Annotated in this window: 14 protein-coding genes; 8 read left to right on the top strand and 6 right to left on the bottom strand. The window is 58.6% G+C overall.

The genetic code is table 11. The features are described 5' to 3' along the window. Nucleotides 1-8: 8 nt before the first annotated feature. The 8 genes from R2940_16800 to R2940_16835 all read left to right on the top strand — a co-directional run bounded on the left by R2940_16800 (nt 9) and on the right by R2940_16835 (nt 7,553). Nucleotides 9-518: a hypothetical protein gene (locus R2940_16800; protein ID MEZ4601449.1), complete on the top strand. Its 510-nt coding sequence runs from the start codon at nt 9-11 to the stop codon at nt 516-518. Between the two features lie 106 nt (nt 519-624). Beyond that, nucleotides 625-1,023: a prepilin-type N-terminal cleavage/methylation domain-containing protein gene (locus tag R2940_16805; protein ID MEZ4601450.1), complete on the top strand. Its 399-nt coding sequence runs from the start codon at nt 625-627 to the stop codon at nt 1,021-1,023. 120 nt (nt 1,024-1,143) lie between these two features. Then, complete coding sequence (locus R2940_16810) at nt 1,144-1,614, top strand: prepilin-type N-terminal cleavage/methylation domain-containing protein (protein MEZ4601451.1); 471 nt, start codon at nt 1,144-1,146, stop codon at nt 1,612-1,614. Nucleotides 1,615-1,619: 5 nt separating this feature from the next. After that, a complete protein-coding gene (locus tag R2940_16815) occupies nt 1,620-2,075 on the top strand; it encodes a prepilin-type N-terminal cleavage/methylation domain-containing protein (GenBank protein MEZ4601452.1) in 456 nt (151 codons plus the stop codon). An 86-nt stretch (nt 2,076-2,161) separates the two neighbouring features. Further along, nucleotides 2,162-2,992, top strand: a complete 831-nt coding sequence (locus R2940_16820; GenBank protein ID MEZ4601453.1) for a type II secretion system protein — start codon at nt 2,162-2,164, stop codon at nt 2,990-2,992. Further along, nucleotides 2,989-3,387 (top strand): pilus assembly protein MshP, encoded by a 399-nt coding sequence (locus R2940_16825; GenBank protein ID MEZ4601454.1) that lies wholly within the window; start codon nt 2,989-2,991, stop codon nt 3,385-3,387. Before R2940_16820 ends, R2940_16825 begins: the two co-directional genes overlap by 4 nt. 16 nt (nt 3,388-3,403) lie before the next feature. Then, entirely contained in the window at nt 3,404-5,962 is a 2,559-nt protein-coding gene (locus tag R2940_16830) for a DUF6701 domain-containing protein (GenBank protein MEZ4601455.1), read from the top strand. Nucleotides 5,963-6,077: 115 nt separating this feature from the next. Continuing rightward, nucleotides 6,078-7,553 carry a penicillin-binding transpeptidase domain-containing protein gene (locus R2940_16835; GenBank protein ID MEZ4601456.1) on the top strand — a complete coding sequence of 492 codons (1,476 nt, stop codon included), beginning with the start codon at nt 6,078-6,080 and terminating at the stop codon, nt 7,551-7,553. Here the strand turns inward: R2940_16835 and lipA are convergent. The 6 genes from lipA to R2940_16865 all read right to left on the bottom strand — a co-directional run bounded on the left by lipA (nt 7,550) and on the right by R2940_16865 (nt 14,072). Then, entirely contained in the window at nt 7,550-8,449 is a 900-nt protein-coding gene (gene lipA / locus R2940_16840) for a lipoyl synthase (GenBank protein ID MEZ4601457.1), read from the bottom strand. The genes R2940_16835 and lipA overlap by 4 nt on opposite strands. Before the next feature lie 13 nt (nt 8,450-8,462). After that, nucleotides 8,463-9,251, bottom strand: a complete 789-nt coding sequence (gene lipB / locus R2940_16845; GenBank protein ID MEZ4601458.1) for a lipoyl(octanoyl) transferase LipB — start codon at nt 9,249-9,251, stop codon at nt 8,463-8,465. Between the two features lie 273 nt (nt 9,252-9,524). Continuing rightward, entirely contained in the window at nt 9,525-10,982 is a 1,458-nt protein-coding gene (gene gcvPB / locus R2940_16850) for an aminomethyl-transferring glycine dehydrogenase subunit GcvPB (GenBank protein MEZ4601459.1), read from the bottom strand. Next, complete coding sequence (gene gcvPA / locus R2940_16855; GenBank protein MEZ4601460.1) at nt 10,979-12,313, bottom strand: aminomethyl-transferring glycine dehydrogenase subunit GcvPA; 1,335 nt, start codon at nt 12,311-12,313, stop codon at nt 10,979-10,981. Before gcvPA ends, gcvPB begins: the two co-directional genes overlap by 4 nt. Before the next feature lie 3 nt (nt 12,314-12,316). Continuing rightward, complete coding sequence (gene gcvH, locus R2940_16860; GenBank protein ID MEZ4601461.1) at nt 12,317-12,712, bottom strand: glycine cleavage system protein GcvH; 396 nt, start codon at nt 12,710-12,712, stop codon at nt 12,317-12,319. An 82-nt stretch (nt 12,713-12,794) separates the two neighbouring features. Continuing rightward, on the bottom strand, nt 12,795-14,072 hold the full coding sequence (locus R2940_16865) for an aminomethyltransferase family protein (GenBank protein ID MEZ4601462.1): 1,278 nt from the start codon (nt 14,070-14,072) through the stop codon (nt 12,795-12,797). Nucleotides 14,073-14,172: the final 100 nt, after the last annotated feature.

Genomic DNA, 14,172 nt, shown 5'->3' on the forward strand with positions numbered 1-14,172 from the left:
GGGAGGTGATGAAGCTCAAATCACCGCAGCACCACCAACGCTGGACATTGCGACTGTTCGAGTGGGGAGTCCTGACGTGTATCCTGCTGGTTTTGATGGGAGTTTTGCTGCACAAGGTAAGGCATCTGCAGGCCGAAGCGGAAAGATTGAATGTGCAGGCCACGATCGAAAATCTGCGGGCGGCAGTGTTTTTGGCGAGTGTATTGGCAAGGGATGGAAGTGGCCAAGGATTCCTTGCTGACTGTAATCCGGTTCGCATTCTGCGGGAGCAGACGGGGCTGGACCTGCCCGGGTATATGGGTGAAATAGATGTGGCGGATGCGGATAAAATCAGCCCCGGGCACTGGTATTTTGAACAAGACAGGAAAGCACTCGTATATCTTTTGATCAATGCGGATGATTTTAAAAGCCCACTTGAAGGTCGGTCTCGTATCAGGCTCTGTATTCGGGAGAATGGCGAGAGTGGAACTCCAATGGGACTTGAGGCTTGTGAGTCATATCGATGGATGAAGAGGTAAATAAAAAATAAATGTTTGCCTCAAACTGCCGGGAGGTTTTTTCTTCGGTCGTCGAAGGAACGGCCTTGTTATTACAACTAATTATTGAAAACAAAGGAGAGAAAGCATGAAAAATCAGAGTGGTTTTACCTTGATTGAGCTTGTAGTCGTCATCGTGGTGTTGGGTGTTCTGGCTGCCGTTGCCGTGCCTAGATTTGTTGATTTGAAAGAAGATGCGCGCGAGGCCGCTGTAAAAGGCGTTGCAGGTGGGCTGTCTTCGGGAGCTGCTCTGAATTATGCAGCCAAAATGGCCGGCAAACCCTATACTGCCATTACTGGAGATTGCTCCGATGCCTCTGGTGTGGTGACAGGTTTCGATGCAACAACCTACACTCTATCAACCAACGCCTTTACAGGAGCTGCAGATGGTGAGGCTCTTACTTGCACTGTGACGGATAATAATGGTACAGCTGCAGATAATTCTGACGATGTCGTTGCGAATTACACGCTTATACTGGTCAATTAATTATTGTTTACGGTAATTAGATGCCTTTGTGGGTGAGTAAAAGAGCCCCCGCCTATAAAAGGTGGGGGTTCTTTTCTAAACAATCCTGACAACACGGGCGGTTTCGCCGATTGAATGAAAATGAAGTTCCATAAAGTAAATAATGGATTCACCCTCGTGGAAATGATAGTTACTTTGGTTCTGATAGGCATCCTTGCTGCGGTTGCGATTCCGCGTTTGTTCGATACCGACGCCTTCAAGAGCCGCGGATTTTTCGACGAGGTAGTCAACGCGGCCCGCTATGGCCAGAAACTGGCTGTGGCGAGCGGCTGCCCTGTGGAATTTCGCATCACCAACGGTGTCGGCAATAACGGACGGTACGGATTGTTTCAGCGGCTCAACAGTTGCATCAGCGGACCGTATACCCGGGCTGTTTCAAGCCCGGGCAACCCCGGTCCCTTTGCCGCCTCACCGCCTGGCGGAGTATCCTTGTCGGCGGTGCCGGTAACCGAGATCGTTTTTGATTCCCGGGGCGGGGCCAGCGCAGGCATGACCGTGACCGTGGATGATCTCAGCTTTTCCATTATCGCCGAGAGCGGCTATGTAGATTGAGAAACATGACCCGTCTCCATAATATCCGGGGTTTCACCCTGATCGAACTGATCATCTCCATCGTGGTGGTTTCCATTGCCCTGGGTGGGGTGCTCATGGTGATCAATAGCACCATGCAGCACAGCGCCGATCCGATGCTGGAGCACCAGGCGGTGGCGATTGCCGAGTCCTATCTCGAGGAAATACTGCTGAAGCCGTTCGCCGATCCGGACGGTACGGATGGTGAAATGCAGCGCTCCCTAAAGGACGATGTGGACGATTATGACGGTTTGGACGAAAACGGCGCCCGCGATCAGAGTGGTACGCTGATCGGCGGGCTTGAAAACTATAGGGTTAGGGTGGCGGTTGTAAACGAGGAACTGAACGGCATCGCTGCCGCCAACTGCCAAAGGGTGACGGTTACAGTCAGCCACCCGAGCGGCATCAACCTGAGCTTGAGCGGTTTCAAGACGAATTATTGACGATGTCATTCCCGAGGCCTTTATCGGGAATCCAGGTGTAAGTTTGAAAGTCATGGATGCCCGATAAAATCATTCGGGCATGACGAATGCGCCAAAACACAGAGGTTCTGATGCGGCGGCTTTCATTCCGCACATACTCCCAACGCGGGTTCACCTTGGTCGAAATGATCGTCGTGCTGGTGATCGTCGGCATTCTGGCTGCGCTGGGAGGCATGTTCATCACCAAGCCCATTGAGGGGTATCTCGACCTGTCACGGCGCGCAACCCTTGCCGATGCTGCCGACAACGCCCTGCGTCGCATGCAGCGCGACATCCGGCAGGCCCTGCCCAACAGCGTGCGAATTACCCCCAACGGCCGATGCCTTGAGCTGCTGCACACCGTCGATGGCGGCCGCTACCGGGCCCGGGGGACCGCCGCTGACGACATTCTGGATTTTACCCAGGCAGATAATTCCTTTGATGTGCTCGGCTCCCTGTCCGATCCACCGACGCCCGGCCATGCCCTGGTCGTCTACAATTTGACGGCGACCGGCAACGCAGGCAATGCCTATCTGGCCAACTTCCGGCGGACGGTGACCGGCGGGAACGCTACTTCGGTTCAGTTTGCCCCCGATACCCGCTTCCCCTTCGCATCCCCCTTTCAGCGATTTTTCCTGGTGGATGGTCCGGTCAGCTACGTGTTCAATCAGGGAGCCGGTACCCTGGAGCGCCACTCCGGCTACCCTATCGCCGCGGCGCAGAACGCCTCACCCACCAACTCCCCTGCCATCATGGCCCGCCACGTCACATCCTGCAATTTTTATTATAACCCTGGTACGCCGGAACGGTCAGGCCTGGTGACTCTGCGGCTGACCCTGGCCGAAGAAGGCGAAACCATCACCCTGCTGCACCAGGTCCACGTGGAGAATGCGCCATGACCTTGTCCTCCGAAAATGGTTTCTCCATCATCACGGCATTGTTCATTCTGCTGGTGCTGGCGGTGCTGGGCGGCTTCATGGTCACCATGAGCGGCGTACAGAGCCGCACCACGCTCTGGGCACTGCAGGGAGCGCGAGCCTATCATGCGGCCAGCAGCGGCCTGGAATGGGGCGGATACCGGGCTCTCGTCGACGATTCCTGTGACCCGGCCACGGCGCTGGCTATTAATGGCTTCAGGGTCACCGTTCGTTGTCAGGCCGGTCCCTCCATAACCGAGGGGGGACAGACCTATACCGTTTTTCAACTCATCGCCCTGGCCGAGCAGGGCGCCTACGGCAACGGTGATTACGTATCACGGCAACTGCAGGCCCGGGTGACGGGGGCGATTCCATGAAATCGGGGTGGGAACAATGACAGCCAGACTCAGGGTTATTTTGTACTGTGGAGGATTGCTGGTATTCCTCCTGACCACATCCCAGGCCCATGCGGTCTGTTCGGATTATGTGGGGGACGTGGTCATCAACGAAATCTACGATGGACAAGGGCCTGGTCCCGCTTTTGTGGAGACCAGACTCTTGGACAATGGCCTGGTACTCGCTCTGGCAGGTGGTTGGACGACCCGTATTTGCCGGCACCAGGGCAACCGTGACGTCTGCGTCAATTACAGTTTCGGAGGCGGCGAATGGTGGGAAGCTCTTTGGGGAAATCCTTACTTTATGTTTTTTCCGTCGGAACAGGCAATGGACATAAACGGGATGGACATTACCATCCGCGATTCTGCCAACGGTGTCATCGACTATCTTTCCATTAACGGTTACGACTACCAGAGAAGCGAATGCAGTGCCGTGGCGAATAACCGTGTGGATTTGGGACCGGGCATCAAAGGGGCGCAGAGGCTGCCGGACGGTACCGGGGATTGGTCTCCCTTCCAGAAACCCGGAGCGACCGACGAGATAACCCCCAATCGTTCCAATGCAGGGACGATGGCACAGATCGATCACTTTCGGATTTTTCATCCCGCCGACGCTCTGACCTGTCAACGGGCGTCGATTTCGGTGCAAGCGTGCGCGGATGAGAATTGTTCCAACAGTTCCGAAATCGAAACAACGGTTTCTCTGTCCGCCTCCTCGGGTGCCTGGGTCGGCGGAACGAACTCGGTGACCTTCGCGGGGTCATCGCCGGAGCTTTATCTGCGAAGGAATACCCCGGGTGAAGCCGTCGTGAGTATTGCATCTGCTACCGTAGTCGCCGCCAATCCCACGCGTTGTTATGCCGATACCGCACTCAGCGACTGTTCCATTGCTTTTCACGACTCCGGCTTCATTTTTCAGGTCAGCCCCCTGACCTCCTGCGCGAATTCGACCGGCGTCACCATTCAGGCGGTGCGCAAGGATGATCATTCCGAAGCCTGTATCGGACATGGAAGTTTCGCGAATCAGGAGGACAAGCCGGTGCTGTTGTCCACGTCCTACCTTGTGCCGACCAACTCCAGCACTCGTCTTAGGGTCAATGGAACCCTGCTGCCTTTAAGTGGAGCAGGGCAGGTGCTTCTGGACTTCGATGGAAACGCCGTCAGTCCCCTGCAACTCAATTATGCCGATGCCGGTAAGCTGCAACTGAATGCAAGCTTCCAGGGCAGCGGAGAGGAACAGGGTCTGAGCCTGACCGGCACCAGTCCCGAGTTCGTCGCGGCCCCCCACCACCTGCGGGTTAGGGCCACCGCTGACGGCGCTCCTCTGAACAACACCACTTCCAGTGGCACTCCCCACTGGCGGGCGGGGGAGGATTTCGACGTCGAGGTGAGCGGAGTTTGCGAAGACGGCAGCGTGACGCCCAACTTTGCCGCGTCAACATCTCTCAACGCAACGGCGGCCAATCCCGCCCCCGGAACTTTTACAGGTGGTCCTTTGAACTCCGGGAATTTCACCGGGGGGCGGGCAACCGGCACAGCCTCCTACAGTGAGGTCGGCACGGTGACTTTGGAGGCCCGGGCGGGCAATTATCTGGATAGCGGCATCGATGTCACCGGCAGCACTATTGTCGGCCGATTCACGCCGGATCATTTCGACGTCTCCCTCAATAGTCCGACGTTCGAAACAGGCTGCGAATCCGGCGGGTTTACCTATGTCGGCCAGCCCTTTGTCTATACCACTGTTCCTGAAATTACCGTGATCGCCAGGAACAAGCAGGGCGATACAACAGGGAACTATTCCGGCTCCTGGTGGAAGATCACCAGCGGCAATTTGATCGACAAAACCTACACCGCCGCCACCGGGGACCTCGATGATTCCGGGATACCGGCCAACGATCCGGTCATAGCCGATTTAGGCGGCGGCATGGGGACCTTGACCTTCAATGCAGGAGGAGGGTTATTTTTCGAACGCAACTCCCCTGTTGATCCCTTCGCGGCCGATATCAGCCTGTCGATCAATGTGGCGGATGCCGACGGGATTGCCGCGACCGCCAATCCCGTGACTTTCGGTGCAGCAACGGCCGGCAACGGCATCCCCTTCGACAACGGCAAGACCATGCGATGGGGCCGGCTGGTGCTGCAGAACGCCTACGGTTCGGAACTGCTGCAACTGCCCATGCCGCTACGCGCCGAGTATTACGACGATGGTGCCTTCGTGCGGAATTTGGACGACGGCTGCACGGCGCTGGCTCTTACCCAACTGACGTTTGACAACGGCACCACTTCTGTCTTCGGCGATCAGCCGGTTGCCGTCGGCACCGGCAGCAGCAATGCCGCTCTGCTCAGCCCCATGGTCTCCGGCGACGCCGGACTGACCTTCAGCCCTCCCAGTGACGACGGTTTCATCGACGTGCAGGTCGATCTGTCGGCCCTGCCCTGGCTGCGCTATAATTGGGACGGCATCGGGGGCCACGACAACGACCCGACGGGGCGCGCCACCTTCGGCATCTACAGGGGTCGGCCGAGCCTCATCTACCGGCGGGAAACCTATCGTTGATTATTGAGGTTGGCCAATGCCTGGAAGTTGCAGGATTGACTCTTGCATGTAGAATAGTGGTTGATTTATATTGTCGGTTCGATTGACGGACCCCGGCAGCGGGGAACATCTGGACATGAGATGGAGCTTCGGGAAGATGCGCAAGCGAGCCAACCGGCAAAGTAACTCCCTTAATCGTCCCAACTGGCGGGATTATCAGAACTATCATCTGGGCGAAAGGAAAATGCCCTGGTCGCGTCGGTTCAAGTTGCCCGTTGTGGTGATCGTCGGTTTGATTCTGGTCGGTATTTTCAATCTGGATGGGTTTTTTGACGATCAAACCGCCGAAAATCGGCAAGGGACGGCACAGGCTTCCTCTCCATCAGCCATTCAGAAAGCCCCCCCGGCCATTCATAAGGAATCAGAAGAGAAAACCGCACCGACCGTTTCCTGGTCATCCAAGAATCTGACGGGAAAACAGGCTGTCCGGCAACTGCTTGCCGGAATACCGGTGATGGGCGGCCTCCCCGCCAAAAGCTTCCAACTGCCTCTCGAACGGCAGATGTTGCAGGTACAAACCAGCCTTGACGAGGACCTGCAAAACTATCTGCTTGGCAAGATGGACCGGGAAAATTCCCGCTATATCGGGATTGTGGTGATGGAAGCGGACACTGGCCGGGTTCTTGCCATGGCCGGTTTCGACAGGAATGATCCGGAAGCCAATCCCTGCCTGCGCAGCGAGTTCCCTGCTGCCAGCATCTTCAAGATCGTGACCGCCGCATCTGCGGTGGATGCTATCGGTTTGACTGCCGACAGTCCCCTCAGTTTCAACGGTTACAAGCACACCCTTTACAAAAAACAGCTAACCGACCTGGTCAATCGCTATACCACGACGGTTTCCTTCAAGGACGCCTTCGCCCAGTCGATCAATCCTGTGTTCGGCAAGCTTGGTCAGTTGCGCCTGGGCAAACCCCTGCTGCAAAAATCGGCGGAAGCTTTCGGCTTCAATGAACCACTGGATTTCGAACTGCCCCTCGATGCCAGCCGATTTTCCATCAGCGATCAGCCCTATAACTGGGCCGAAGTTGCCAGCGGCTTCAACCGCAATACGACCATTTCGCCCCTGCATGGAGCCCTGATGGCGACGGCGGTACTAAACGGCGGTTTCATGGTGTCGCCCAGCCTGGTCGATCAGATTGTCGATGGCGAAGGACAGGCCATCTACAATCGCCCGACTGCGGCCCTCCACCAGGTCATGTCGGCCCAGGCTTCCGTCGTATTGGGTCAGATGATGGAAACCACCATCAGCTCCGGTACCGGACGCAAGGCTTTCAGAGGCTATGATCGGGACAAGGTTCTGTCCCGTCTGCAGATCGGCGGCAAAACCGGCAGCATTGACAACAGCACCCACGAAGTCCGCTTCGACTGGTTCGTTGGTTTCGCTCAGGAGAAGGAGGGCGGAAAAAAGCTGGCCATCGCTGTCATGGTCGCCCATCAGGATTATATCGGTACCCGTTCCACGCAGTATGCCCGCATGGCCATAACCCGCTTTTTCGAGAGGGACGCCATGATTGCGGGGGCCCAAAAGAAGACCGGCAGGCGGGATACCTAACCTCTGTTCCAGCTTCTCGAAACACTGCGGTAAAGCCGCTCCGCCTGATAGGAACTACGGACGAAAGGGCCGGCTGCCACGGCGGCGAAACCGGCAGCCAGGGCCTGCAGCCGGAGTTCCTCGAACTCTTCCGGCGGTACGAATCGCTCCACCTCCAGGTGCTCCGCCGTGGGCTGCAGATACTGCCCCATGGTGAGAATGTCGCAACCCGCCTCTTTCAGGTCGAGCCAGACCTGCTTCAGTTCTTCCAGCGATTCCCCCAATCCCAGCATGAGCCCCGATTTTATCGCCAGGTGCGGAGCCAGTTCCCGTGCCCGGCTCAAAAGTTCCAGAGAACGCAGGTAGTCGGCCTGCGGACGAACCCGGGGATAGAGGCGTGGCACCGTTTCCAGGTTGTGGTTGAGCACCTGGGGACCGGCTTCGAGAATGGCAGCCAAGGCCAGCCATTGGCCGCGCAGATCGGGAATCAGCACCTCCACCAGGGTTTGCGGCCGGCGTTCGTGAATAGCACGGATGGTGGCGGCGAACAGGGCAGCTCCCCCGTCATCCAGATCATCGCGGGTTACCGAGGTCACCACGGCATAATCCAGGTCCAGCAGTTCGACCGCCTCCGCAACCCGGTCCGGTTCGGTGGGGTCGGGCGGACCCTGGGGACCATGGCCCACGGCGCAGAAACCGCATTGGCGGGTGCAGCGGTCGCCGAGAATCATGAAGGTTGCAGTACCTTCGGCGAAGCACTCGAACTGATTCGGGCAGAGGGCCTGCTGGCAGACGGTGATGAGGTGCCTGCCTGTCAGCAGCCGACGGATTTTCTCGTATTCGGGCCCGCTGGGCAGGCGGCGGCGGAGCCATTTGGGTTTTTGTGTTTTTATCGTTTGCTTGTCTGGTCTGGACATGGCGCGTAAGGACCTATGGGACTTCAGGGACAGCAAGGACGAAGGGTTCCTTTGTGGTTTCCTTGAAATCGCGGTTGAAAATATCTTTCAGATGATGGATCAGCCTGCTCAGCACCTTCGCCAGTGTTGCCTCTTGCCCGGTTTCTTTGGCGATGGAGGTCATCTCCACACCGCTCAGGCCGCAGGGGTTGATCCAGCCGAAAGGGGTCAGGGAAGGGTTGACGTTGAGGGCCAGGCCGTGGAAGGCAATGCCGTGGCGGATGGCGATGCCGACGCTGCCCAGCTTTTTGTCGCCGACCCAGATGCCGCGATTGCGCGGATCCCGGTTGGCTGTGATGTTCCAGTCGGCTGCAATGCGCAGCATCAGTTCCTCTAGTTTGGTGACGTAACCGGTTGCTGAGAGTCCGGCCTGCCGCAGGTCGATGATCGGATAGAGCACCAGTTGGCCGGGCCCGTGATAGGTGATGTCGCCGCCCCGCTCGATGGGGACAACTCTTATTCCCTCATGCGACAGGAATGCCTCTGAGACCAGCAGGTGATTGCGGGTGCCTCGGCGGCCCAGGGTGAAGACCGGGGGGTGTTCGGTGATCAGGAACAGGTCCTGATCCAGTTCGCCACGGCGGCGTCTTTGAACCAGAGAGGTTTGAAGGTCGTGGGCTGCTTGGTACGCTAGCAGGCCCAGGTGGCAATAGAGGGCTGACACTGTAAGACCTTTGTGCAGATGTTGGCAGAAAAAGTAATGCTTAACCAGCAACCAGCAACCAGCAACCAGCAACAACACCGCGGGGTTGCGTCCCCGCACGACGCCTTACTCTTTTGATGCGCGTCAAAAGAGTAAGCAGAAAAACGCGCCCCGCTCCTTGCCCGCCTGCGGCGGGTTCCCTGCGCGGAGCAGACGGCGGGCGGGCGGAAAAAAACTCGCTCGCTGCGCTCCCTCAGACAGTTTTTCCGCCTTTTTCGCCCGCCGTCCACTCCGCTCCGGCTGCGTCACAGGGGAAGAAAAGTCAAAATCTTTTTGGACCCTGGACCCTGGACCCTGGACCCTGGACCCTGGACCCTGGACCCTGGACCGCCTTTAACCACACAGCCTCGGCCTGCGAGCCGCCGTGGTTTCGTCAAGTCGACCCAGTTTGCTTTTTTGTGGTGCCTGCCGCAGGAGTTCGGGGTTTTCCTCGGCCTCGCGGACGATCTGTTGCATTGCTTCGACGAAGAGGTCCAGGTTGTCCCTGCTTTCGGTTTCCGTCGGTTCGATCATGATGGCTCCCGGTACCACCAATGGAAAGTAGATGGTCGGGGGGTGGAACCCGAGGTCGATGAGCCGTTTGGCCATGTCCAGTGTCGTCACCCTGTGCTTCCGTTGCCATGCATCGGAAAAAACGCATTCGTGCATGCAGGGGCGGTCGTAGGGCAAATGCAGAACTCCCCTCAGCCTTTCCTTGAGATAGTTGGCGTTGAGGACCGCGAGTTGACTGGCTTTTTTCAGATTTTCAGCGCCCATGGTGCGGATGTAGGCATAGGCTCTGACCAGCACGCTGAAATTGCCGTGAAATGCATGTAATCGACCGATCGACTCCGGCCGGGCTCCTTCCAGGCGGTAGAGCTCCCCGTCCCGGATCACTCTGGGAGCGGGCAGGAATTCGGCCAGTTCTGCGGTAACGCAGACCGGCCCGGCTCCGGGACCGCCGCCGCCATGGGGGGTGGAGAAGGTCTTGTGCAGGTTGAGGTGCATGACGTCCACACCGCAGCGGGCGGGATCGATCAGACCCATCACGGCATTCATGTTGGCGCCGTCATTGTACACCAGTCCGCCCTTGCCGTGAACGACATCGGCGATCTTCCGGATGTGCGTTTCGAACAGTCCGAGGGTATTGGGGTTGGTCAGCATAATGCCGGCTGTTTCCTCGTCCATGGCATCCGCCACGGCTTTGGGTTCGAGGATCCCCTGGGGGCCCGATTTTATCGGCACCGGACGATAGCCGCAGAGGGCGGCACTGGCCGGGTTGGTGCCGTGGGCGGTATCGGGGATGAGGATTTTGGACCGTTTGGAACCGCGGCTTTTGTGCCAGGCGGCAAAAATCAGGATACCGGCCAGTTCCCCCTGGGCGCCGGCTGCGGGCTGCAGGGAGACACCCGGCAGGCCGGTGATGGCGGCAAGGAATTCCTGCAGCTCGAACATCAGCCGCAAGGCGCCCTGGACCTGGCTGTCGTCGAGCAGGGGATGAGCCGCCGCCAGCTCGGGGGTGGCCGCCTGCCGTTCGTTGATCTTCGGGTTGTACTTCATGGTGCAGGAACCGAGGGGATACATGCCGCTGTCGATGCCGAAATTCCATTGGGACAGACGGGTGTAGTGGCGCACCACGTCCACTTCGCTGAGATCGGGGAAGTCGGGGCCCTCTCCCAAGAGTTTCTCATCCAGAGAGGCGCGGGGGACGTCGGAAGCGGGAATGCTCATGCCCCGGCGCCCCTTTTTGCCCTTTTCCCACAGCAGGGGTTCATTCAGAACCAGACCGCTTTTGCCCGGCAGTTCCTTCATCCCTTCACCTCCCGCACAACGGTATCCAGAACGTCTTTGTCCGCTGTTTCGGTTACGCAGAACAGATAATGCCCTGTCAGTTCCGGATAGAACCGGTCGAGCTCCAGACCGGCAACGATTTTCCTGTCCATCAGCCGTTGGCGGATTGGATGGAAGTCGCCTGTGAAATCCATGACGAATTCATTGAAGGTCGGGGCGGCGAAAGTCAGTTTTCCCCCCACCTGCTGCAGTTCGCTCTTGAGATACTCGCTCTTGTCGTAATTGAGCCGGGCCAATTCCCGCAGGCCGCTGCCCCCGAGTGATGCCAGGTACATGGCGGCGGTCAGGGCGCAGAGGCCCTGGTTGGTGCAGATATTGGAGGTCGCTTTTTCTCGGCGGATGTGCTGTTCGCGGGTGGCCAGGGTCAGAACGAAGCCGCGCCTGCCGTTGACATCGACGGTTTCCCCCACCAGACGGCCGGGCAGGCTGCGGGTGAATTTGTCCTGGCAGGCCAGCATGCCTAGCCCCGCCCCGCCAAAGGACCGGGGCAGGCCGAAGCTCTGACCTTCGCCGCAGGCGATGTCGGCCCCGCAGCGGCCGGGGCTTTTGAACAGCCCGAAGGCCAGCGGTTCGGTGAAACAGGCGATGAGAAGGGCACCCGCTTCGTGAATGAGGTCCCCGGCACCCTCCAGATCCTCCAGGACCCCGAAAAAGTTGGGCGACTGCAGCGCGACCGCCGCAAGGTCATCCTCTCCCTTCAGGGCGGAGAGGTCGGTGCAACCGTTTTCCAGGAAGGGAAGCTCCACCAGTTCAAATTCCGTGGCCTGGAGATAGGTTTTCGCCACTTGCCGATAGTGGGGATGAATCGCCCGGGACACGGCCACCTTCCTCTTTTTCCCGGTGATCCTCAATCCCATCAGCAGGGCTTCGGCCAGGGCCGAAGCGCCGTCGTACAAGGAGGCATTGGCCACGTCCAGGCCGAGCAGCCGGGCGGTGAGGGTCTGGTATTCGAAGATCCCCTGCAGGGTGCCCTGGGAAATTTCCGGCTGATAGGGGGTGTAGGCGGTGAGAAATTCCCCTCGTCCGGCCAGAGCGCGGACGGTTTCCGGAATATGGTGATGATAACTGCCGGCGCCGATCAGGACCTGGACGTTCTGATTGACGGCCATGGCATCCGCGAGTTGGCGGAAATGACGGTCGAGCTGCCATTCGTCTAGGGCCGGAGGCAGGGGCAGATCCCCCTGCAGCCGATAATCCTCGGGAATGCCGCGAAACAGGTCGTCGAGACTTTTCACGCCAATCACCTCGAGCATCGCCCGAATCTCGTCCTCGGTATGCGGCAGGTAACGCATTGTCTATTCCTTCAGCATGGCCAGGTAGTCTTCCCTGGACATGAGTTGATCGTACTCGTGCCTGTCGGCCAGCCTGACTTCGATGATCCAGCTCCCGTAGGGATCGTCATTGATCGCTTCCGGGGAATCCGACAGAATCGTATTGACGGCGATCACCTCGCCGCTCACGGGCATATAGAGTTCGGACACCGCCTTGACGCTCTCCAGCGAGCCGAATTCATCCCCCTTGGCCAGAGCCGCCCCTATCTTCGGCATCTCCACGTAGACAATATCCCCCAACTGGTCCTGGGCATAGTCGCTGACGCCGATCCTGGCCGTATCACCGGTCAGAAGGGCCCATTCGTGGTCCTCGGCATAGCGGATGTTGTCGGGCAGGGTGAGTTCCTCGGGCTCTTTCATGGGCGATCCTCCCTGGTTGGTTCAGATTGTATAAAGTTCTATGGGTCCTATTTGTCCTATAAGTCTTATAAGGTCCTATTTCTTACAGCATTTCCGCCATCGGCCGCCTCGCCGTCCGGTCGGGCCGGATATCCTCCCGGATCTCGACCCGGATTCTGCGTTTGCCGTCGGTCAGCTCCACCTCTTTACCCGCTTCAAGCGGGCGATTGACCCTGATAAAGCCGCAGGACAGGCCTTTGGGAGTGAAATTTTCCGGACGACCCTTTTCAGCCGGGGTGGCGATGCTGACGATGCGGCCTTCGATACGGTCGATGGCCATGTCCGTGGCGCAGGTGAGCACCTGGCCGAGCGGCCGGCCCTGCAGATCGGTCACTTGCGTGTCGGGCCCAATGGCGATTTTGCGGGGATCGAATCCGGCGAAGGGCAATGTCGGCTCCACATTCTGCAGGCTCAGCAGAGCATCCGCGCCGATAAACGCCTTGGTGAATTCTGCTCTGGCGTCATCCCACGGCAGGGCGAACAGCCAGGGATTGGCGGCGAAGGGCCAGTCGCCCACGTCGTGGCGGGCCAGGGGGAGCAGGGCGCCGACCCGCAGCGAATCCCGGGCCGCCAATCCGCAGGGGAGTGCTTGAAATTCCAGGCCTGCGGCCAGTACCGTTTCCCATACACGGGGGTAGTCCTCCCGTGACACGAAGAACTCGAAACCGAACTCCCCGGTATATCCTGTGCGTGCAATGATCAGGGGGGTTCCGTCGTGCATTTCCACCTTGTCGGGAGGATTTTCATTCAATCCGCCCTTGAAGGAGAAATAGACAAGCCGATGGAAAAATTGGTCCGGATTCCGGATGAGACGTCTAACCAGGCGGGCGGAGGCCGGTCCCTGAACCGCCATGTTGGCGACCCGGTCGGTGAGATCCCTGATGTCCGTCTCGCCTTCCCCGGCATGCCGCCGCAGGTGTCCGGCCAGGGTTTCGCCCATCCCGGCATTGGCGACAAGCATGTAGTCCTCGGCGTGCAACTGGTACAGGATGGCGTCGTCGATGACATGTCCTCTATCATCCAGAAAAAAGCCGTAGGTGCAACGTCCCGCAAGCAGAGGCTGCCCCTTGCCGATGCAGCGTTCCAGATCCCGGCTGAAGCATTTTTGGAGCAGTTGCCGGGCACCGGCGCCCTTGACCAGGAGAACGGCCATGTGACTGGTATCGAAGAGGCCGACGTTCAGAATCGGGGCCAGGTGCTCGGCCCGGGCGCCGGCCGGGTACCAGAGGGGCATGTCGTATCCGGCGAAAGCGGCCATGCGGGCGCCGTGGGCCACGTGCCAACCGTGAAGGGCGGACTTTTTTTTGGCGTCGCTAACCAAGGTTGTATCCCTCCGGGTTTTCTTCCTCCTATGAAAACAATACGTTACCGGATCAGGATGTCAATTGGCGCGTTCGTCCTGATAACGATTGTCCGGATCC

The sequence above is a fragment of the Syntrophotaleaceae bacterium genome, from assembly GCA_041390365.1.
Taxonomy (GTDB): domain Bacteria; phylum Desulfobacterota; class Desulfuromonadia; order Desulfuromonadales; family Syntrophotaleaceae; genus JAWKQB01.